General features: G+C 54.1%; 20 protein-coding genes and 1 pseudogene. 7 read left to right on the top strand and 14 right to left on the bottom strand.

Annotated features, from left to right (window positions below; genetic code table 11):
- The first annotated feature begins 25 nt into the window (after nt 1–25).
- The 4 genes from AC3CHX_RS04685 to AC3CHX_RS04670 all read left to right on the top strand — a co-directional run bounded on the left by AC3CHX_RS04685 (nt 26) and on the right by AC3CHX_RS04670 (nt 3,638).
- On the top strand, nt 26–1,042 hold the full coding sequence (locus AC3CHX_RS04685) for a Gfo/Idh/MocA family oxidoreductase (RefSeq protein ID WP_488642931.1): 1,017 nt from the start codon (nt 26–28) through the stop codon (nt 1,040–1,042).
- 206 nt (nt 1,043–1,248) lie between these two features.
- Entirely contained in the window at nt 1,249–2,172 is a 924-nt protein-coding gene (locus AC3CHX_RS04680; protein ID WP_488642930.1) for a sugar ABC transporter substrate-binding protein, read from the top strand.
- A 120-nt stretch (nt 2,173–2,292) separates the two neighbouring features.
- Nucleotides 2,293–2,544 (top strand): hypothetical protein, encoded by a 252-nt coding sequence (locus AC3CHX_RS04675; RefSeq protein ID WP_488642929.1) that lies wholly within the window; start codon nt 2,293–2,295, stop codon nt 2,542–2,544.
- The gene (locus tag AC3CHX_RS04670; protein WP_488642928.1) at nt 2,541–3,638 is read left to right on the top strand and encodes a porin; all 1,098 of its coding nucleotides are present in this window, start codon (nt 2,541–2,543) and stop codon (nt 3,636–3,638) included. Before AC3CHX_RS04675 ends, AC3CHX_RS04670 begins: the two co-directional genes overlap by 4 nt.
- A 389-nt stretch (nt 3,639–4,027) precedes the next feature.
- On the opposite strand, the gene AC3CHX_RS04665 is transcribed toward AC3CHX_RS04670, so the two are convergent.
- The gene (locus AC3CHX_RS04665) at nt 4,028–5,065 is read right to left on the bottom strand and encodes a LacI family DNA-binding transcriptional regulator (protein WP_488642927.1); all 1,038 of its coding nucleotides are present in this window, start codon (nt 5,063–5,065) and stop codon (nt 4,028–4,030) included.
- A 288-nt stretch (nt 5,066–5,353) separates the two neighbouring features.
- Complete coding sequence (locus AC3CHX_RS04660; protein WP_488642926.1) at nt 5,354–6,397, bottom strand: LacI family DNA-binding transcriptional regulator; 1,044 nt, start codon at nt 6,395–6,397, stop codon at nt 5,354–5,356.
- 155 nt (nt 6,398–6,552) lie between these two features.
- Between AC3CHX_RS04660 and AC3CHX_RS04655 the strand changes: the two genes are divergently transcribed.
- Nucleotides 6,553–7,608, top strand: coding sequence for a fatty acid desaturase (locus AC3CHX_RS04655; RefSeq protein WP_488642925.1), 1,056 nt, complete (start codon nt 6,553–6,555; stop codon nt 7,606–7,608).
- A 33-nt stretch (nt 7,609–7,641) separates the two neighbouring features.
- Complete coding sequence (locus tag AC3CHX_RS04650) at nt 7,642–7,950, top strand: MocE family 2Fe-2S type ferredoxin (RefSeq protein ID WP_488642924.1); 309 nt, start codon at nt 7,642–7,644, stop codon at nt 7,948–7,950.
- Between the two features lie 64 nt (nt 7,951–8,014).
- Here the strand turns inward: AC3CHX_RS04650 and AC3CHX_RS04645 are convergent.
- The 7 genes and pseudogenes from AC3CHX_RS04645 to AC3CHX_RS04615 all read right to left on the bottom strand — a co-directional run.
- Nucleotides 8,015–8,128: pseudogene (locus AC3CHX_RS04645) on the bottom strand (hypothetical protein); the annotation flags it as partial.
- 290 nt (nt 8,129–8,418) lie between these two features.
- Nucleotides 8,419–9,621: a formaldehyde dehydrogenase, glutathione-independent gene (fdhA, locus tag AC3CHX_RS04640; RefSeq protein WP_488642923.1), complete on the bottom strand. Its 1,203-nt coding sequence runs from the start codon at nt 9,619–9,621 to the stop codon at nt 8,419–8,421.
- 23 nt (nt 9,622–9,644) lie between these two features.
- On the bottom strand, nt 9,645–10,634 hold the full coding sequence (locus AC3CHX_RS04635; protein WP_488642922.1) for a xylose isomerase: 990 nt from the start codon (nt 10,632–10,634) through the stop codon (nt 9,645–9,647).
- 8 nt (nt 10,635–10,642) lie between these two features.
- Nucleotides 10,643–11,914, bottom strand: coding sequence for an NAD(P)/FAD-dependent oxidoreductase (locus AC3CHX_RS04630; RefSeq protein ID WP_488642921.1), 1,272 nt, complete (start codon nt 11,912–11,914; stop codon nt 10,643–10,645).
- A 2-nt stretch (nt 11,915–11,916) separates the two neighbouring features.
- The gene (locus AC3CHX_RS04625; protein WP_488642920.1) at nt 11,917–12,942 is read right to left on the bottom strand and encodes an ABC transporter permease; all 1,026 of its coding nucleotides are present in this window, start codon (nt 12,940–12,942) and stop codon (nt 11,917–11,919) included.
- Nucleotides 12,943–12,977: 35 nt separating this feature from the next.
- A complete protein-coding gene (locus AC3CHX_RS04620; protein WP_488642919.1) occupies nt 12,978–14,537 on the bottom strand; it encodes a sugar ABC transporter ATP-binding protein in 1,560 nt (519 codons plus the stop codon).
- A 94-nt stretch (nt 14,538–14,631) separates the two neighbouring features.
- On the bottom strand, nt 14,632–15,555 hold the full coding sequence (locus tag AC3CHX_RS04615) for a sugar ABC transporter substrate-binding protein (RefSeq protein ID WP_488642918.1): 924 nt from the start codon (nt 15,553–15,555) through the stop codon (nt 14,632–14,634).
- Between the two features lie 389 nt (nt 15,556–15,944).
- Between AC3CHX_RS04615 and AC3CHX_RS04610 the strand changes: the two genes are divergently transcribed.
- On the top strand, nt 15,945–16,625 hold the full coding sequence (locus tag AC3CHX_RS04610; protein ID WP_488642917.1) for an SOS response-associated peptidase: 681 nt from the start codon (nt 15,945–15,947) through the stop codon (nt 16,623–16,625).
- 118 nt (nt 16,626–16,743) lie between these two features.
- Here the strand turns inward: AC3CHX_RS04610 and AC3CHX_RS04605 are convergent, their stop codons facing one another.
- The 5 genes from AC3CHX_RS04605 to AC3CHX_RS04585 form a co-directional block, all read right to left on the bottom strand.
- Nucleotides 16,744–16,974, bottom strand: a complete 231-nt coding sequence (locus AC3CHX_RS04605; RefSeq protein WP_488642916.1) for a hypothetical protein — start codon at nt 16,972–16,974, stop codon at nt 16,744–16,746.
- A 126-nt stretch (nt 16,975–17,100) separates the two neighbouring features.
- Nucleotides 17,101–17,325, bottom strand: coding sequence for a hypothetical protein (locus AC3CHX_RS04600; protein ID WP_488642915.1), 225 nt, complete (start codon nt 17,323–17,325; stop codon nt 17,101–17,103).
- Nucleotides 17,326–17,470: 145 nt separating this feature from the next.
- The gene (locus AC3CHX_RS04595) at nt 17,471–17,785 is read right to left on the bottom strand and encodes a hypothetical protein (RefSeq protein WP_488642914.1); all 315 of its coding nucleotides are present in this window, start codon (nt 17,783–17,785) and stop codon (nt 17,471–17,473) included.
- Between the two features lie 341 nt (nt 17,786–18,126).
- Nucleotides 18,127–18,966 carry a nucleotidyl transferase AbiEii/AbiGii toxin family protein gene (locus tag AC3CHX_RS04590; RefSeq protein WP_488642913.1) on the bottom strand — a complete coding sequence of 280 codons (840 nt, stop codon included), beginning with the start codon at nt 18,964–18,966 and terminating at the stop codon, nt 18,127–18,129.
- Nucleotides 18,963–19,571 (bottom strand): type IV toxin-antitoxin system AbiEi family antitoxin domain-containing protein, encoded by a 609-nt coding sequence (locus AC3CHX_RS04585; protein WP_488642912.1) that lies wholly within the window; start codon nt 19,569–19,571, stop codon nt 18,963–18,965. The genes AC3CHX_RS04590 and AC3CHX_RS04585 overlap by 4 nt, the downstream gene beginning before the upstream one ends.
- Between the last annotated feature and the right edge of the window lie 438 nt (nt 19,572–20,009).

Below are 20,009 nucleotides of genomic sequence, written 5' to 3'. Positions count from 1 at the left end.
TATAACCGTATAACTGGAGAATAGTATGACTACAAACAACCCTGTCAGAGTCGGCCTGATCGGTGCCGGACGCATCGGTTCATCTCACGCTGAGAGCATCGCCCGGCGTATAGTTGACGCCAACCTGGTGGCGATTGCCGACCCGGCGCCAGGCGCGGCCGCAAAGCTTGCGGACAAACTGGGCTGCCCGATCGCGACGACCGATGCCGCCGCACTGATCGACAACCCGGACGTCGAGGCCGTGATCATCGCCACGCCCGCCCGCTTCCACACGAATCTTGTGGAGCAAGCCGCCAAGGCCGGCAAGGCGGTGTTCTGCGAAAAGCCGATGGCGCTTACCCTCGAAGAGGCAGATCGCGCCATCGCCGCCGCAAAGAAGGCCGGCGTGCCTCTGCAAGTCGGCTTCAACCGCCGCTGGGACCAGGCATTTGCCGAAGGACACGAGGCCATCGCTAAGGGCAAGATCGGCACCCCCCAGTTGCTGCGTTCGGTCACCCGCGACCCGGGTCCGTTCTCGGGCGACCCGGCGAAAATCCCGCAGTGGACGATTTTCTACGAAACGCTGATTCATGATTTCGACACTATGTTGTGGCTCAACTCGGGCGCCAGGGCGGTCGAAGTCTACGCGGCCGCCGATGCGCTGATCCGCCCTGACTTCAAGGACCGTGGCCATCTCGACACCGCCGTTGTGACCATCCGTTTCGACAATGGCGCGATTGCCGTCGCCGAAGCGAATTTCAGCGCGCTCTACGGTTACGACATTCGCGGCGAGGTGTTTGGCTCGACCGGGATGGTGACGATGGGCGATGTACGGCGCTCAAGCATGACCTTGTCCAGCGCCCACGGCGTCTCAAGCGACACCTGGCGTCTGGACACCGATCATTTCGTTGGCGCCTACACAGCCCAACTTGCCGCGTTCGTGGCCTCGGTGCGTTCGGGCAAGAATGCCGGGCCCGGCGGCGAGGATGCCCGTGCCGCACTTGCGATCGCCCTTGCCTGCATACAATCAGTGCAGGAAAAGCGCCCGGTTCGCTTAGTTTGAATTCAGTGACGTTGGGAGAGGTTCCCCAAAGGCGGCGCGCTTGTGCAGCAACACCAAAACCGGGGCAGCGCCGCACCGCTGCATGTGAGGGAGAAAGTACAGCAAAACTGCATGCATTCTTGTCTTGACGGGTGGGCCCGCCTTATGAGGCGTCAGTATCGTAAAGCACATTTTTATCATAATTACAGTTAATTAATGGAGACGACATGAACTTGAAACGACGTATTGTATTGGCCGTTGCTGTGGCCGTTTTGCTGCCTATGAGCGCATATGCCCAGAGCGCGTCAATTGGTGTTTCATTGATGAGTTTTGATACTTTTCTGTCCATTGTTCGGGGGGGAATGTTAACGGAGGCTGAGGCCCAGAAAGTAAAAATCCAGTTTGAAGATGCTAACCACGACGTCGGTCGGCAAATCAGCCAGGTGGAAAACTTCATTGCGCAAAAAGTATCCGCCATCATCATTAACCCCGTCGATAAATCCGCAACCAAGAGCATGACCCAAGCGGCGCGCAAGGCTGGCATCCCAGTGGTTTATGTCAACCTCAAGCCTGACGAAAAAATGGGCAATGGCGCCGCGTATGTTGGCTCCGACTCTCTAGTAGCAGGCCGTCTGCAAATGGAAGGGCTGGCCAAGCGCATGGGTGGCAAGGGCAATCTTGCGATCATGGTGGGCGAACTCTCCACCGATGCGGCGCAGGATCGCACTATCGGTGTGAAAGAAGTCGCCAAGAAATACCCTGGCATCAAGATTGTTGAAGAACAGGTGGCTGACTGGGATCGCAAAAAAGGCATCGATCTGATGAGCAAATGGTTGAGCACGGGCGTCAAAATCGATGCCGTTGCTGCGAACAATGACGAAATGGCACTGGGTGCCTTGATTGCGATGAAACAGGTAAAAACCTCGCCGAAAACCATTCTGGTCGCCGGTGTCGATGCAACGCCTGATGCATTGACATCGATGAAATCAAATGAACTTGCCGTCACCGTGTTCCAGGATGCCAAGGGACAAGGTTCCGGTGCAGTCAATACTGCCGTCAAGATGATCAAGAAGCAAAAAGTGCCGGACATGAACATGATTCCTTACGAACTCGTGACGCCGGAAAACCTGTCCAAGTACAGCGCTAACTAAGTCTTTATTTCTCTCCTTTCGCTTGGATGCAAGGAGAGGGATTTTCGGCTTATTCATTGATGTGCAATAGCAAAGAGATCGTTTTAACGACCTGAGCAGAGGATTGGAATCGGTGCGCTTTTGCACCCGGAAAAAGGCGATCACGCAACGCTGGCCGGCGCCGTTTGCCATGCCGACGATGAAATAAACAGCACTTCCCCCTTGATCTCAATCCACATTCTGGAAATGGCCTTGACTGCGCCAGGGGGATTTTTGCGCCTTAAAAAAGTAGGGATTGCGGTTAAACGCGATGGTTCGGTTCAAAAATTCGAGCGGTGCAAGACTCGAAAAGCAGTGGTTAATGCCACATTTTTTACTTCGGAGACAAAATGAAAAAAACTGTTTATAAAACCTTGCCGCTGGCAAAACCCCTTGCCACTGCGGCAATACTCGCTTGCGCCTGTATCGGTCAAGCCCAGGCCCAAACCAACGTGACCATCTATGGCCGCGTCGTGGACGGCATCAATTACCAAAGCAATCAGACGACCGGTCGTGTCGACAGCAATGGAAAACCCATCGTTGGCGGCAAGTGGAGTATTGACGGCAACATACGGGATACCAGCTTGTTCGGCTTGAAAGGCAGCGAAGATCTGGGCGGCGGGCTCAGCGCATCGTTCCTTCTGGAAAACGGCTTTGACGGCAGCACCGGCAACGTCAATGGCGGCTCCGGCCTGTGGACCCGCCGTTCTGTCGTTGGCCTGAGCGGTGGCTTCGGAACATTGAAAGTGGGTAAGGATTTAACTCTTCCTAGCGACGCGGTGTGCAATCTGGATCCAGTCGGCCAGCAAGCAATGAGCTCGGTCACCCTGGCGAAGGCGCGTAATGTGCCGATATACAATAACCAGATTGACTACACCACACCAGACTTCGGCGGTTTCTCGGCAGAAGGCGTGTATGGCATGGGTGAAGTCGCGGGCTCGACTAAAAAAGGAAGTACCGGCGGACTCCAACTGGCTTTCGTACAGCCGAGCTACGAATTGCGGGTGATATACGACGTTGCGAATGATGCCAATGGACAATATTCGTCCTTGTTTCAATATTCAAAAGAATTGACTGTCGGCGGCACCGTTACTCTCGACAAGCTGAAGCTGTATGCCGCTTTCCAAAACCTATCGGCACCGGCCGTGATCGCCAGTCAGGGCAATCCCGACAAGTCTAACCAGTTCTGGATCGGCGCCCACTATCAAGTTACCCCGGCTCTGGCAATGTTTGGCGGCGCATTTCATGTCAAGCTGAATCACGATAGCGGTACCGCCAACCTGTTCATGGTGGGCACAGATTACTACCTGTCTAAACGGACCCGGCTATACGCGAGCATCGGTACCGTACGGAATAGCGCGCTCACTAGTTTTGCCGTCGAGACGGGTACCAGTGCGCCTGGTGTCAACCAGAATGCGTTCTACTCGGGTATCAGCCACACGTTCTAGCATTGATTGGCGCGCTGCCGGCGTTCGGTGCGCCAATTTTCTTACAGCACATTTGCCGATGAACAGCGGCAGTAGCAAATCGTCCCTGGGTATCCCCCAGCTTTTGCCCATTCTTGTCGGAGTGGGTTTTTTTTGGGGTATCGCTAACGCTGCATAGTGCCTTACCGAACGAATTCAGGCTGTTTTGCCGTGAGAATATTTCGCAGCGGGCCTATCTTCCCTCATCATCCTAGTGTCCTGAGTTACTAATTCGTTGAATAAATATGCCGAGAATCGCCCCGATACGGCGTCACAAATGCGCGCAAGGCTCCAGCCTTGCTGTGCTTTGTTCCTTGTCTCGAGTCGATTTCGACATATTTAATTCGTCAACGAATTAACAACTCAGGACACTAGACGTTTTCAGCGGTATATAGCTCAAAAGAAGCAGCGGCCAAGCCAGGCAATGGAGGCGGGCTGCTGACACCATCAATCGCATCGATCATGGCTTTCACCGCCGTCTGAGCGATTTGGGCCAAAGGGCTTGCAATGACGATATCGACCACGCCATCGATCAATGCCGCTCTTGAATCGGCGGTCAGTTCATTGACAATCACGGTCAGGCGCTTTCCGGTCCGCTCTTCCCTGAGCGCACGGATCACGCCCGCAGCACCGCCGCCGGCAACGTAAATGCCGACCAGGCCCGGATGCGACGACAGAAGTTCCAGTACCGTCTCATAAGCCAGGTTCTGATCGTCCAGGTTGGAATAAGCATCCAGCAATCTGAAAGCAGGCGCGTGTTCCCGCAAATAAGAGCGAAAACTGATTTCCCGGGTTTCCTGCCCCAGGTAGCGATGACTGCCGACAAAAATGCCGACTTCCCCCAACTCCCGCGTCATCCGCGCAAACAGCAATCCGGCGGTGCGCCCGACCTTGCGGTTGTCGGTGCCGATGTAGCCGCTGCATACAGGCGAGCTGACATCCGACAAAAGCGTGAAGACCGGCTTGCCCATCTCGCTCAGTTCTTGGATTGCTTCATTGACGTGGGGATGATCTAGCGCCACGACGGCGATCGCATCGACCTGTTGTCCAAGCGCGCGGATTTTCGCGGCAATCGCCACCGGCGCCAGTTCATCCATGAACGCAATCTGCGTATCGCAACGCACTTCCTTGTTGCCGGCGGCCGCGCTTTGCAGTGCCGTACCTAATCCCTGATAAAACGGGTCATTGGCTTTTTGAAGGCAAAACCCCAGCCTACGGAATGGGGCCTGCTCACGCACGCGCTGGCGCATCAGTTCGGTAGCGTGGTAGCCGATTTTTTGTGCGGCAATGATGACTCGCTCGGCGGTGCCGTCCCGTACCGGCAAACGGCTGTTCAATACCCGGTCGACAGTGGCGATGGATACCCCCGCCACTTTGGCGACCGCAGACATCGTGGGACGACTACTCATGAAATAACCTTAGTCCTGATAGAAATGATAGCAAATGAAAGGATATTGCATGACTGAATATGATTTTGCAATAGACTTGCGCCCTCCTCTCGTGTCCTGAGTTGTTAATTCGTTGAGAAATTAAATATGTCGAAATCGACCCGAGACAAGGAACAAAGCACAGCAAGGCCCAGGCCTTGCGCGCATTTGTGACGCCGTATCGGGGTGATTCTCGGCATATTTATTCAACGAATTAACAACTCAGGACACTAGCAGCATATTCCGACCGCGCAGCTCCTTGCGTCGACCTTACACGTTCTCGCGCGTCCATATCTCCAGAGGAACCACCACCTGCCGCAGCCCGCCCGTCGGGTTTGCCAGCGCATCGGCCATTTGTGTCACGAGTTCCGGACACAGCAGCGACAAGGGATGCGACAGCACGGCGTGGAAGTGCCCGCTGAGCAGGCCACTGCGGGTGACTGAGGTCAGGTCATTGCCGACGCCGATCAGACGCTTGGTCGAGCGCCGGCTGCGCAGGGCCTTCAGCACACCCTCGATGCCGCTGCCGCCTATGTAGGCGCCGACGAGGTCTGGGTGCCGTTGCAGCAGTTCGTGGGTGCGCTCCTCGCCGTATTGATCGCTCTCCAAAGTGGAGATGGTCTCGAGCAGTTCGAATTCCGGCGCGTGTTCGCGGATGTAGGAGCGGAAGCTGATTTCGGTCAGTTCCTGGCACTGAAAGCGGTGACTGCCGACATAGATCGCAAGGGGCCCCGGCTCGCGCGCCATCTCGGTGATCACCCATGCGGCTGTGCGGCCCACGCGCCGATTGTCGAGCCCGGCGTAACCGGCCCGCGCCGGCGAGCTGAGGTCGGAGATCAGCGCAAAAACCGGTACCCCCCGGCTCCTCAGGTTCTCGATGGCTTCACTGACGGCCGGGTGATCTGTCGTGACCACCGCCAGGGCATCCACACGTTTCCCCAGGTCTTCGAGATGTTCGGCTACGTCATCCGGTGACTGACTCTTCAGGAATTCCACCACGGGCCGGCCACGAATCGCTGCACAGGCCTCTGTTGCACGAACCAGCGCATCGGCTAACCCCTGATAGAAAACCGCGTCAGGGAGCTGTAACAAGAACCCCAGGGTTCTGCGCGGACGCACGTCTCGCATTCGCTCGCGGATCACCCCTGCGGCATGGAAGCCCAGCGATTCGGCGGCCTCCCGGATCCGTTGCGCTGTGTCGTCGCGCACCGATGCCCGGCCATTCAGTACGCGATCGACCGTGGACCGGCTGTAACCCGATGCGCGGGCGACGTCCGACATGGAGGGCCGTTGATCTTGTTTGATATCTGACATATTTGTCTCAAATTACCGGTTAACGTTTGGCACATTTTGACACAATTTGAGACGATTGCGTTGCAAGTCATTTGGCCTTTCGTCTACCATCTACTACGCAATCAACGCCCGCCAGCCCTTGGTGGCGTCCATGTAAAAAGAAACAGGAGACGACAATGCCAGAAAACGATCCGTATGCCCGCTACGCACTGCGGGGCAACAACACCACCACCGGTGATCTCACACAGGACAACTTCGACACACAGGTGAGCAGCCAATGGTTTACCCCTGCCGTCGATCGGAAGTTGCTGAAACAGTTGATGAAGCGCACCGATGCGTGCGCAATCCGGAACTACAGCCTCTGGCTGCTGCTGCTGGCCGCCAGCGGCGCGGCAGGCTATCTGACCTGGGGCACGCTGTGGGCCATCCCGGCCTTCCTGGTGTATGGCGTTCTCTACTCGACGAGCGACCATCGTGCCCATGAGCTGTCGCACGGCACACCGTTCAAGACGCGTTGGCTTAACGAACCGCTTTACCACCTGAATGGGTTCATGGGCCTGCATGAAGGCCACTACTGGCGCTGGAGCCACACACGGCACCACACGCACACCGTCATCGTCGGCCGCGACCCTGAGATCGCGGTTCCCCGGCCTGCGCGGCTGGCCCACGTGCTGCTCGACTTCTTCTTCCTGCGTTCGGGTCTGATCATGATCGCCAGTATCTGCCGGAACGCCACAGGAAACATCGTCGAGGTGGGCGAGCACTTCATTCCCGTCTCCGAGCGCAGCAAGGTCGTAGCGGCTTCGCGCATCTACGTGTCGGTCTTCGCCGCCGTTATCGCCGCCTGCCTCTATGCGCACAGCATCCTGCCGGCCATGTTCATCGTGTTGCCGCGCTTCTACGGCGGCTTCATGGCGCAATTATTCAATATCACGCAGCACGCCGGGCTGGCCGAAGACGTTCACGACCACCGGCTCAATACGCGCACCTTCCATACCAACCCGGTGTTCCGCTGGCTATATGCCAACATGAACTACCACACTGAGCACCATATGTTTCCGATGGTGCCTTACCACCAGTTGCCCAAGCTGCACGAAGCCATCCTCAGCCAGTGTCCTGCGCCATATCCCAGCGTATGGGCGGCCTGGAAGGAGATACTTCCTGCACTGTGGCGACAGTCTCGCGACGCGCGCTATCAGGTGAACCGCCCGATTCCTGCATCGCAGGCCTGAAATTCACCGTATCCAAAACCTACAGGAGTTTGTATGAACCAATGGATTGAAGTTTGTGCGCTGGATGACCTCGACGACGAAGATGTTATGCGCTTCGATTATGCCGGTCAGACCTACGCGATCTACCGCTACAACGACCAGGTCTACACGAGCGCAGGCCTGTGCACCCACGAGCATGTGCACCTGGCCGACGGGCTGGTGATGAAGAATGTGATCGAATGCCCCAAGCACAATGGCCGCTTCGACATCCGCGACGGCAAGGCGCTTGGTGCACCGGTGTGCGTGAACCTCAAGACCTTTCCGACGAAAGTCGAGGGCGCGGTCATTTACATCGAGGTTTGAAGCGGCGCTCGACCAACGGCGAGGGGTTGGTCGAGCGCTGCCGAGTTCAACGGGTCCTTGGTTTGAGCCGACCGAGCCTGGCAACGGTACGCTGTTTGGGCCGGCCATCGGCACCGCGATACGCTCCGACTAATTGGTTATAACGGCGTGGTCCGGCTGCAGTGACTTTGATAAACATGCCGTTACTTTAAAACTGATTTATAGAATGCAAATACTAGAATGCTTTTGAAAAATGTGCCATTACACGAATTTTTCAGCGCGTCCCCGCAAGTCCACATGGATACTAGCGGTGGAAAAAAAAAAGAAAAAGCGCGTTTAACCGTCGCACCCGGGAGAACTTCAAATAGACAAAAAACAGAGCACACAAACGCTCGACGAATCAAATCTACGGGGTCTGGATCCGAAGACTTGATTCGTTTACTGCCGTTACTATCTGGGTTACGACGCTACTACCACTACCGAACCAAATTAAGCTGCTTTCCGCAACACACTATGCGGGTCAATGACGAATTTCTTCGGCGCTCCGGCATCAAACTGCTCATAGCCGTTCGGTGCCTGATCCAGCGAGATCACTTGCACGCCGACAATCTCCGCAATCTTGATTTTGTCCCACAAAATCGCCTGCATCAATTGACGGTTGTACTTCATCACAGGCGTTTGTCCGGTAAAGAAGCTGTGCGACTTGGCCCAGCCCTGTCCGAGACGGATACTCAGACTACCGCGTTTAGCCGCAGGATCGACCGCACCTAGATCATCCGTCACATATAGGCCTGGGATGCCGATACGGCCGGCAACGCGGGTGATTTCCATCAAGGAGTTCAATACTGTGGCAGGTGCTTCCGCCTGGGAGCCTTCATGGCCATGTCCACGTGCTTCAAAACCGACGCAGTCAACGGTACAGTCAACTTCCGGCTCACCCAGAATTTGTTCGATCTGTTCGCCTAATGTGGCATCTAGCGATAGATCAACCGTATGAAAGCCCACTTTGCGCGCATGTTCCAGGCGGGCTGGATTGAGATCGCCAACAATCACAACCGCCGCGCCGAGCAGACGGGCAGATGCGGCTGCGGCCAAACCAACCGGGCCGGCGCCGGCAATATAGACCGTGGTGCCAGGGCCGACACCGGCAGTCACTGCGCCGTGGTAGCCGGTTGGCAGAATGTCGGACAGGCAAGTGAGATCCTGGATCTTGCTTAAGGCCTGCTCTTTGTCCGGGAAGCGCAACAAGTTAAAGTCGGCATACGGCACCATCACATATTCGGCCTGACCACCGATCCAGCCGCCCATGTCGACGTAGCCGTAGGCACCACCGGCACGGGAGGGGTTGACGCTGAGGCAGACGCCGGTGTGTTGTTCTTTGCAGGTGCGGCAGTGGCCGCAAGCGACATTGAAGGGGACCGAAACCAAATCGCCGACCTTGAGGGTTTCAACGTATTTGCCGACTTCGATGACTTCGCCGGTGATTTCATGACCGAGTACGAGTCCGGCTGCAGCGGTTGTGCGGCCACGTACCATGTGCTGATCGGAGCCACAGATGTTGGTGGAGACTACTTTAAGAATGACGCCATGTTCGATCTTTTTCCCTTGTGGATTCACCAGCTTGGGAAACGGAATCGACTGCACTTCAACTTTGCCTTGCCCTATATAAACAACACCACGATTTTCCGACATACTGATCTCCTCTTTTTGTGGCACTACAAATTCCGAATTAACTGCCGCAGCCATTTTGCACAGGCAACGTTTTGTTCAAAGATCGAATAGCGCACGCCGCCGCCGTAATCCGGGAACGGAATAAATTCACAGCTAATCTGGTTAAACGCGCTACCAGGATTGGCTTTTTTCCACTGCAGCAATTTTTCTACGGCACTCTTCCACGGCCCCAGTTCGCTCTCGGCCCACGCCTGATGGTAGGAAGCTTCCGGCGGTTGCACGAAGGGGTATTGAATGCCACGTCCGGGCTTGTCACCACGTGACGTCAGCGAATTAGGCACCCCATTGATTTGTACACTGCGCGTGTGCGCATGGGCAATCCAGCCGCGTGCAAGCCACTGTGCGTAAAAATTATCCGGACTATCAGGGTGTAACAATGCACGTCCCGAATCCGGCTCTGCGCCTAGACCGGAATTAGCCAGTTCTTCAGGGTTATCGATTTTAAAAATCAGGTGTGAGTGATCCAGTGTCAGATAAAGGGGAGCGCCTCTTTGCGCCAGCCATTCACCTAACTCTTGCACGCGGGAGAAATGCTCCATCCACATATCGACATGCACTTCCAGCGAGGGACGGCAACCGTTTTTCTCCCCGATTTCCAGTGCCTGTAAATAAAACTGTCCCATCTCATCCAGCGTCACATCGGCGCCAGCGCTATTCCTGGAAAAAACCTGGCAGTTGAATACTTTGCAGCCCAACACCCCGGCTTGCTTATTCAGGCCAGCGAAGACCTTAAGTGTGTCGACGCCGAGACAAAAGATGCCACCCATTACGCCAATCGGCACGCCCACTCTCTCGCTGGCGCGGATGTATTGCTTAAAATCTTCGCCTGCGGGAGGATTTATCTCAACGTAATCAAATGCTTTCGCATCGGCAATCCAGTCGAAACGTTGATCGACAGTCAGTGCGGGCAAGCCATCGTGCTCCAGCACGCCGTCAATATTGATGCCAATCGAAAAAGGTTGGTTCGAAATCACGTTGTCCCTCATGAAGAAAGCAGTTTTTTAAGCGATTGTTCCGGATTTTGTAGCAGGTCAGCCGCAATCAGCACGCGTTTTTCTACCAGCTTGCGCATGATTTTCAGATCTTTAGTAACCGCACTGGCTTGCCCAAAACCGCTACCACCGACCAGACGTCCATCTGTATCCAGAAAGAAAATCAATATCCCATCGCCATCAAGTAAGCGGGTAACACTGCTTACCCCATGACCAGGTTCGCCGCAGACCTGCAGCGTGTGATCGTACTGATCCGACCAAAACCACGGCAACTCTACGTAAGATGTTTCAGCACCCAACATATTGGCGGCAACCACACTGGCTTGGGTTTCGGCGTTATGCCAGGTTTCCTGCCGAATGAGGGCGCCAGATAATGCGGATGGGAACTGGCAGACATCGCCAGCCGCAAAGATGGCCGCATCGCTGGTTCGCAGCCGACCATCGACCACGATGCCTTGTTCCACCGTTAAACCGGACTGCTTAGCCAACTCGGTGCGCGGCAACATGCCAACACCCACCACGATCAGATCCGCAGCTTTGCTGGAGCCGTCGGCAAAGACCAGCTCGAGGCTGCCGTCTGCCTGATGCCGTATCTCAACTGGCTGGGAGCCCAAGGAGATTTGCGTGCCGCGCTTGCCGTGCAAGGCCAGCACTCTCGCTGCAATCGACTCCGGCACTGCCCTGCTCAGCAATCTTGGCGCGCCTTCAATCACATCGACTTTGCAGCCGGCAGCGCGGGCGGTAGAGGCCACTTCAAGGCCGATGAAACCGCCGCCGATCAGGATGACTCTGCTGCCTGCTTTTAAATGCGACTTGATCTGCATTGCATCCGCATGGGTACGCAGCGATAAGACCTGCGGATGGATCGCACCAGGTATGCTTAATTGTCTTGCGCTGCCACCGGTTGCCAATAGCAGGCATGCATACTGAATCGACTCACCGCTTTCAAGTGATACCGTTTTCGCTACGCGATCAATCGCATGGACTTTGGCATCCAGACACAGGCGGATGTCAGCGGCCCGATAAGCCGCTTCATCTGCCAGCTGAATACCCGTCATTTCCATCTGACCGGCAAGTACGGATTTAGACAGCGGTGGCCGCTCGTAAGGCAGGATCGTCTCTTCACCGATCAACGTAATTGCCCCATTCCATCCCATGCCGCGCAGAGCAAGTGCTACTCTGCCGCCGCAATGCCCGGCACCGATAATGACCATGCCGCCATCCTGATTGCTGCTTTCCGATAAGGCTTTCTGTAGGGACATGATTAGCGCTTCTTCTGTTTCCGGATTTGATCGGCAACCACGGCAATGATGATGATGGCGCCCTTGATCACCTCCTGGAAGTAGGAATCGACCCCCAGGAAAGTAAAGCCGCTGGAAATCACACCCAGAATCAGCGCACCGATGACCGTGCCGGTAATGCGTCCGACACCTCCGGACAGACTGGTGCCGCCGATGACTGCGGCAGCAATCGCATCCAGTTCATACGACACGCCCATGCCGGACTGGCCGGTCTGCGCACGCGCCGAGCCAATGACCGCTGCGATCCCTGCCAGCAAGCCGGCGATCGAATAGATGATGACCAGATGACGATTGATGTTAATACCCGAAACGCGGGCGGCCACAGGATTGCCGCCAATCGCGTAGGTGCACTTGCCAAAGCGGGTGTAGCGCAGCACGATGTGAAAGAACAAGGCCAGCACCAGAAATACGATCACCGGATTGGCGCCCGATCCGATCCAGGAATAGCTATCGGTCAAGGTACTCACCGGTTGGCCGTGCGTATACAGTTTTGCCAGGCCCCGGGCGGATACCATCATGCCCAGGGTCACAATGAACGCCGGCACGCCGGTTTTGACGATCAGCTTGCCGTTGATGAAGCCGATGAAGGCACCCACCGACAATCCTGCCAGCACGGGAAGAATGACAGGCAGGTTAACCAGCGTCGGATAAACGGCACGCGTGGTCTCACTCGACTGTGCCAGGCTGGCGGCCACCATCGCGGCCAGCGCAACCACCGAGCCGGAGGAAAGATCGATCCCGCCTGTGATGATGACCATGGTGACGCCGATCGAAATCAGCCCGATTTCGGAGACCTGCAAGATCATGATCAACAAACCGGTCGGATTACCGAGAAAGCTCTGGCCTCTGAAATACCATCCGAGAAGTTCAAAAATCAGGGCAATGCCGAACAAAACAAACAGTATCCCGACCTCGGGAGGCCATTTAAATGAACGTTTGTGCGCAGCTGGCTGAGCAACTTGCTGGGCAACGGTTTGATTTGACTGCATTATGATGTCTCCTAACTAAATTTCTATTTTAAAAATTAATGTATTGCCTCGGACAGCGGCAGTCCGGAGGCGAGTGTCAGAATTTTTTCTTGAGAAAAATCGTCACGCATCAATTCACCGGTCACGTGACCTTCATGCATGATGACCACGCGATCGCTCATGCCCATTACCTCAGGCAGCTCAGAAGAAATCAGAATGATCGCAGCGCCGGACTGCGCCAGCTGCGTCACCAGCCTATGAATCTCCGCCTTGGCGCCAACGTCGACACCGCGGGTCGGCTCATCCAGAATCAGGATCCGCGGCTTGTTCAATAGCCAGCGTGCAATCAGGGCTTTTTGCTGATTGCCCCCACTCAGATTGCCAATGATTTCCTGCAAGTTCGGTGTCTTGATCTTCAGGCGCCGGCTCATCGCATGGCATTCGGCATCGAGCTTTTTCTGCTGTACAAAACCAAGGAATGAATAGCTGGGCAATACGGTGATATCCATATTACTGATCACGTCCAGGGACAGAAAAAGCCCTGATTTCTTGCGGTCTTCAGTCAGCAAGGCCAAACCGGCCTGAATTGCTGCTTTTGGCGTACGGAAATTGACTGGCTGGCCTTCAATTAAAACCTGCCCTGCATCGGGGGGATTGATGCCAAACACCGATTCCATCACTTCGGTGCGCCCTGCGCCCATCAAACCGGGGAAACCGACGATTTCACCATAACGCACATCAAAGCTGACATCCTTGAACTCGCCTTTGCGTGTCAGGCCGCGCACCGACAACGCGATCGCGCCGATGTCGGCCTGTTCCTTAGGGAAAATCTGATCCATCTCGCGGCCGACCATCGCAGCTATCAATGAATTGGGATTCATTTCCGCAGCAGGCCGCGTCAAAATATGCTGCCCATCGCGGAGAATAGTAATGTTGTCGGCAATGCGGAATACCTCATTCATCTTGTGCGTGATGTAAATGATGGCCTTGCCAGCTTTTTTGAGATCGTCGATGATCTCGAACAAATGCTCGACTTCATTTTCCGTGATGGCGGAGGTTGGCTCGTCCATGATCAGAACGTCTGATTCATACGACACCGCCTTGGCAATTTCGATCATTTGCCGATTTGCAATGCTCAATTCGCCCAGCAGGCACTCCGGATCAATAAAGATTTTCAGGCGGCTCAGCAAGTCACGGGTCTGGTCATGCAATTTGGCATGATTGACCAAGCCAATCGCATTGGTTGGCTCGCGCCCGATCCATATATTTTCCGCCACCGTCATGTCCGGCAGCAAATTCAATTCCTGGTGGATCATGGCGATGCCATGGTCGAGCGCTTCACGCGGGGATTTAAGCTTCAGCAGCGCGCCCTTGAGCGTCAACGTGCCTTCATCGGGAATATAACTGCCGGCCAGAATCTTCATCATGGTCGATTTACCGGCGCCGTTTTCCCCCATCAAGGCATGCACTTCGCCGGCCCTGATATACAAACTCACTTTATTCAACGCCACCACGCCCGGAAAACGCTTACAGATATCTTTCGCACCCAGCAAGATAGGGGTTACGCTGTCGCTAGGCATGGCATTGCCGCCAGCCATGGCATTCTGGAATGTCATTTCAATCCTCTCTGGCAAAAGCAATGCTGCCGCATTGCCTTACCTAAATACGGAAATACTTTCTTGGGCACCCTCGGTGAGAGTGCCCGACAACTTAGTTGGTAGCGTATTTCGAGATATTTTGCGGTATCACGAGTTCGTAAGGAATCATGTTCATGTCCGGCAATTTCTGTTTTTTGATCATCTTGACTGCAGCAATGACGGACCCGCTACCTTGACCTTTAGCATCCTGGAATACGGTAATGGCAAGTTCATTTGATTTCATCGATGCCAATGCATCAGGTGTTGCATCGACGCCGGCGACCAGAATGGTTTTCGGAGAGACTTTCGCCTGTTTCATTGCAATCAATGCACCCAGCGCCATTTCATCGTTGTTGGCAGCAACGGCATCGATCTTGACGCCTGCGCTCAACCATTTCCCCATTAGATCGATCCCCTTTTTGCGATCGAAGTCAGCCACTTGCTCTTCAACAATCTTGATGCCGGGAAATTTCTTGGCGACTTCTTTCACACCTTTGGTACGATCCTGGGCGGCATCGCTGGACAGCTCACCCACCATGATTGCAAGATTACCTTTGCCACCCATGAGTTTGGCCAGCTCTTCCATTTGCAGACGACCGGCAATCAGGGAGTCGGAACCGACAAACACGGTGCCATTCCCCATTTTTTCATCCGGCTTGCGATTGACATAAACCAATGGGATGCCAGCTTTACGAGCCGCTTCGGAAATGCGCTTCGTTGCGGAGGTATCGACGGGGTTCACGATAATCGCCGAGACTTTTTGCGCAATGAAATTTTCCACCTGGCTGACTTGACGGCCAACGTCGTGATTAGCATCTTCAAACTGGATTTTTACTTTCTCAGCTTCAGCTTCTTTAGTCATTCCTGTACGAACGAACGCCAGAAATGTGTCAAAGCTGGACAATGAAACACCAATTGATGCGCTCTGGGCATATGCGCTCATAGGTAGCAAAACCGCGGCTGCAACGGCCAATACAATACGTCGTTTCAAATTCATGTTGTCTCCATTTATTAATTGTAATTATGATCAGCCGTGCTTTACGATACTCACGCGTCAAGCCACTCCGATTACATTGAACACAAGCCTGATTTGATCATCTGGCTCACACAGCCTTTACATACCTGGCTGGGCTGATAACCATCCTAGCGTATGGAAAATCAAAAAGCAATAAATATTCCATATTTTTTAAATTTAGAAAAATATTTCTATTATAATTGCAAAAACACTGGGGGCATTTGATGGAGGAAATAGCGCCGGCAGCCAAACTGATGGCACACATCGCTGGCGCTTACAAATCCCTGTCGCGTCAGCAGGGCTGGATGACGCACAGCTGGAGGCCGCCTTCGCCCTGCTGCAAAAAGCCGTCTTTCATCTAGAATAAATCCATGTGCGGACGAATCACCCAAACCAGATCGGCCGAAGCCTATGCAAAAGAGATGGGCTGGGCTGCTGACGACTACATCGAACATGTCTGGCAGCCATGCTGGAATATCGCACCCGGCATGTCACCGACGGTGATGAGTTTCTTCGATGATTTGCATCGGTTCGATCCTTTGTATTGGGGATATAAGCCCCCTTGGATTGCAGAAAACAAGTGCCGAGTGCAACTGAGCGCCCCGGTTGAAACAGTGGCACACAGTTTGGTGTTTCGAGACATGCTCAAATCTGGCCGGATTATCGTTCCCGCCGACGGCTGGTATGCATGGAGCGGAGAGCGAGGCCACAAGCAGCCGTGGTATTTCAGGCGGAAGACAGGCGATCCCCTGTTCCTGGCGGCGCTAACCTACACTGAGCCTGCGCAGGAGGCACTGCCGGAATTGGGATTTGTGATTCTCACCGCCGCCGCCAAGGGCGGAATGGCCGACATACACAAGCGCAGGCCGGTTGTGTTGTCACCTGAGGATTCTCTGTCATGGATGCGTCCGGATTTATCAGTCGATCAAGCCGAGCAGATCGCGCGGCAAATGGCGTTAGGACCCGGGATGTTCGAATGGTACCGGGTATCGACAGACGTCAACGAGTCCGGTCGAAATGATCCAACTATGATCGAGCCAATCGAGGCCTGATCAACTCCTGCCATTCCTGCGGATCGGCAGGCCCGTGGTCGATATCGTCACGCCATGTCAACTTCAGAATCACCGGAAGTCACCATCGAACAGACGTCCCTGGGTTTTCGGTACTTTGCTATTTTTGTATCGTATCCACTTTTATCACGGTGATTCTGTCGATAAAAAACTCGCCGTCGATACATTTTCTATGTGGCACGCCGGTAACGACGAACCCGTGACTGCAGTCTTTAGCCCATAATTTTGCCACCGTATCGAACTCCTCCGGCTCGAGACCAAGCATGGGTGCGGAAATAACAAATTTCGCACCGTCTTTTTGTCTTTTTACAATATCGTCAATTCTCGCCATGCCAGTTCCAGTCGTTTAATGATTTAGCACGAATCATAACGCGGCTTGGCAGTGCCCGAGCACGTGAAATGTAGTCCTTGAGGTCGCCCCGCTTTGGCTACACGCTCATGCCATGTACGCATGATTTCAATGTGATTTTGACATAACAATCAACCAACGGCGAAACAGCAATATTTGAAGATGCCCCGGCTGAACGCCCGCACTGCATTCAATCAACGGATTGCTTCTATACAGTCGCTTGTAGTAATCACGGCAGATGAACAGTTCGCGCTTGCCAAACCGCATCAAGAGGGAAGAAGGGGTGGACTCCATGCCAAAGCGGGAGTCCGAGGTGATATGCAGGTTTGTCATGATATTAGCTCCATCTCGTTGAAGGAGCTAATACTGTAGCATGACTACTGTATATACATACAGTAAAATACCATTCTGTATGTATTCGTCTACAAATGTTGGATGAGTATCAAGTAACCAGGTACGCCAACATTTCCTGCCGTACTTAATGATCGTGATGCCTACGCCCCCCATGTTCGCGCCAACCGTAGCCTCGATGGCGATAATAACCAGGATAACCATAGTAAGGCTGAGGATAGGCCTCTACATAGACTGGTGGCGGTTGCACATATACTGGGCGTGGAGCATAGACCACCGGAGGTGGTGCGTAATAAACCGGCGGCGGGTAATAGACCGGCCCCGGAACACCGACATTGACCGACCAATCAACTTGGGTGCGAGCGACCGCTGGCGTTGCCGACCAGAGCAGGCTGGCAGTCGCCAGCAAACCAACTACCGCAATGCGCATAGTTTTTTTCATGACAGTTCCTGATGGATTAAATTGATGATGCATACCAACATTTAACCCAAATTTTTACTATCCTGCCATGCCCAAGTCGTAAGGCTTGTAACAATATGTATCACAATGTAGCTCTTTCGCATCATTATTGCCTAACTGCTATTTCACTCCGTGGCAAGACGACGCTGCAGTAACCCGATACAGATATTGTTACGCTTGCCCTTCTTTCGATGCCCCCAGCATCCGCTCGACATAGCGCGCAATTATGTTGAGTAGCGTCGCAACCCGCATGCCTGCTTGCTCACATTAAGAATTTTCAATAAATACCGTCACCAATACCGTCGTATTTATGTGGTAGCGCATTAAACCGTGAGTAATTTTTGCAAGGTCGCAATGATCTCGGAAAGATCCGGCGCTTCCAACTTATTTTTCGATAAAAATGCTTTCCACTGGCGCTGCTTGATAATATCTCCAGAAAACACGTCGGACAACCCAAGCGGTGCTTCAACCGGCAACACTGTCCCACGTCGTTCAAATGTGGCGGCAATGGCTTGGGTCAGTACATTGCGATCAAACTCCGCATACTTCGCGAGTATCCAGAGGTCAAAATAATCCTTCATTCGGGTATTCGCGATGCCCAAGCTCACCATCGCCTGATATTTTTCCGCCACCACGGTGTACACCGGGTAAGCGCGTAATGTCGGTTGAGGCAGGTCATTCAGCAATACCGGAAATCGCACACTTTCAGGTGCCGGCGTCACTGCATCGCCATAGCCTACATCAACCTGCACCGCGCAACGTGCACCGTCCAGAACACCAAGCAGCGTGATACGGACTCCGTCGTAATTTGCTTCCTTGCGAATTTCTGCGGCGCGCACGCTGTTCTGATCAAATGCCATGCCGTCTTCACATGGCTGGCCGCAGATATCCCGAAAAACCAAGCCCAGATGATCCAATTCCGTAGAGCCAAATCCGAGCAAGTCAATATCCCGCGTCGGTCGGTGCGGCTGATCAAACCAGAGATCGAACAGCAACGCACCTTTCAACAGAAACTGATCGGACCACGCTGAAATGCTGAGCCGGTAGAGCAAGCGCTCCAGCGCATAGCGCGTTAGCATCAGATTGAAATCTATATTCTCGGCACGCGCCCGATTCAACAAGCGTGCACGGATGGATGCGGCAATGTTTTTCTTCTCGCTCATGCCGCCCCCAGCGATTCCATATAAGGACGCATGACATTCGCGACGCGACAAATTTGCGCATAGCGCCACAGTTCATCCATTGTCGTCCGTTTGGCTAGCCACGATTCGCGTAGCGCTTCGAGTGCAACATCCAACCCGATCTTGTTTCGGAACTTAAAGCAGTCGGCAACCGTCTTTGCGACACCGAACACTCTTACCGGCGATCCCGAAACGTTGACAACCTCAATCCCTTGCATCATCGCCTCGCCTGACATATGCACGATATGCAGCGGCGGGTAATCCATTTTTGGAGGGTGTGCCTTGTGCGGGATCGCCAGCCAAATTTCGGAAGATTGCTGGGTAGTCAGTTCATGAAATCGCAGCGCCGAGATCAGGCAGATGACGCCTTGCGAACTCTTGGTAGCTACTTCCGCCAGGGTGTCATACTCCGATGGTGCGCGGTCAGGCACGGAATACAGCCCGCGACTTACCTTTTGGAGTTGCCCATCCTGAACGAGTTGCGCAAGTGTTGTGCGCGATGCCCCTGCCCTCTCCACCTCACGCGCACGAAGCAGACCGCGCGATTTCGCGAGTGATAGGATGAGGTTTGCTTGGCGTGAGTTCATGACGACATATTACACAAATATGCGGCATATATAAATAAGTGCCGCATTATTGCATTAATCACCACTCGTACCAGCCATATTCCCCCGCGTTATGCAGCTTTTAAGTGCGCGGCGGCATACGCAACCACCAACTATGTACTTACGACAGCTTGCTCGGCCGTTAAATCAGAATAATGAGTGGAATATTTACTCTACCAATTGCGTGTGTCGGCGGCAGAAATCTCACGGAAGAGTATCGTTGCGTATTAGAGGTACGCGTGGGCTCGACACTCGATGAACAGGCTTCGTTCATTCTCGGCATGCCCGATTTCGATCGCGGAGGAAAGAGGCGTGAAAGCTGAGCAATATGGATACGCACAGGACGATGACTGCGATGTAGGGTAATTCGGTTTGCAATCTACTGCGCAATGGACCCGGTGAACAATTCGTCGGAGAAAT

This window comes from Glaciimonas sp. OK215 (assembly GCF_057787885.1).
The sequence above is the reverse complement of the archived record's forward strand: the minus strand, read 5'-3'. Positions and strand labels throughout refer to the sequence as shown.

What these genes read in the sequence shown, in the direction of transcription:
- AC3CHX_RS04620 (WP_488642919.1), bottom strand. Translation starts at nt 14,537, where the DNA reads ATGACATTCCAGAATGCCATGGCTGGCGGCAATGCCATGCCTAGCGAC.
- AC3CHX_RS04595 (WP_488642914.1), bottom strand. Translation starts at nt 17,785, where the DNA reads ATGAAAAAAACTATGCGCATTGCGGTAGTTGGTTTGCTGGCGACTGCC.
- AC3CHX_RS04665 (WP_488642927.1), bottom strand. Translation starts at nt 5,065, where the DNA reads ATGAGTAGTCGTCCCACGATGTCTGCGGTCGCCAAAGTGGCGGGGGTA.
- AC3CHX_RS04655 (WP_488642925.1), top strand. Translation starts at nt 6,553, where the DNA reads ATGCCAGAAAACGATCCGTATGCCCGCTACGCACTGCGGGGCAACAAC.
- AC3CHX_RS04615 (WP_488642918.1), bottom strand. Translation starts at nt 15,555, where the DNA reads ATGAATTTGAAACGACGTATTGTATTGGCCGTTGCAGCCGCGGTTTTG.
- AC3CHX_RS04610 (WP_488642917.1), top strand. Translation starts at nt 15,945, where the DNA reads ATGTGCGGACGAATCACCCAAACCAGATCGGCCGAAGCCTATGCAAAA.
- AC3CHX_RS04630 (WP_488642921.1), bottom strand. Translation starts at nt 11,914, where the DNA reads ATGTCCCTACAGAAAGCCTTATCGGAAAGCAGCAATCAGGATGGCGGC.
- AC3CHX_RS04590 (WP_488642913.1), bottom strand. Translation starts at nt 18,966, where the DNA reads ATGAGCGAGAAGAAAAACATTGCCGCATCCATCCGTGCACGCTTGTTG.
- AC3CHX_RS04660 (WP_488642926.1), bottom strand. Translation starts at nt 6,397, where the DNA reads ATGTCAGATATCAAACAAGATCAACGGCCCTCCATGTCGGACGTCGCC.
- AC3CHX_RS04605 (WP_488642916.1), bottom strand. Translation starts at nt 16,974, where the DNA reads ATGGCGAGAATTGACGATATTGTAAAAAGACAAAAAGACGGTGCGAAA.
- AC3CHX_RS04680 (WP_488642930.1), top strand. Translation starts at nt 1,249, where the DNA reads ATGAACTTGAAACGACGTATTGTATTGGCCGTTGCTGTGGCCGTTTTG.
- fdhA (WP_488642923.1), bottom strand. Translation starts at nt 9,621, where the DNA reads ATGTCGGAAAATCGTGGTGTTGTTTATATAGGGCAAGGCAAAGTTGAA.
- AC3CHX_RS04685 (WP_488642931.1), top strand. Translation starts at nt 26, where the DNA reads ATGACTACAAACAACCCTGTCAGAGTCGGCCTGATCGGTGCCGGACGC.
- AC3CHX_RS04670 (WP_488642928.1), top strand. Translation starts at nt 2,541, where the DNA reads ATGAAAAAAACTGTTTATAAAACCTTGCCGCTGGCAAAACCCCTTGCC.
- AC3CHX_RS04625 (WP_488642920.1), bottom strand. Translation starts at nt 12,942, where the DNA reads ATGCAGTCAAATCAAACCGTTGCCCAGCAAGTTGCTCAGCCAGCTGCG.
- AC3CHX_RS04600 (WP_488642915.1), bottom strand. Translation starts at nt 17,325, where the DNA reads ATGACAAACCTGCATATCACCTCGGACTCCCGCTTTGGCATGGAGTCC.
- AC3CHX_RS04650 (WP_488642924.1), top strand. Translation starts at nt 7,642, where the DNA reads ATGAACCAATGGATTGAAGTTTGTGCGCTGGATGACCTCGACGACGAA.
- AC3CHX_RS04585 (WP_488642912.1), bottom strand. Translation starts at nt 19,571, where the DNA reads ATGAACTCACGCCAAGCAAACCTCATCCTATCACTCGCGAAATCGCGC.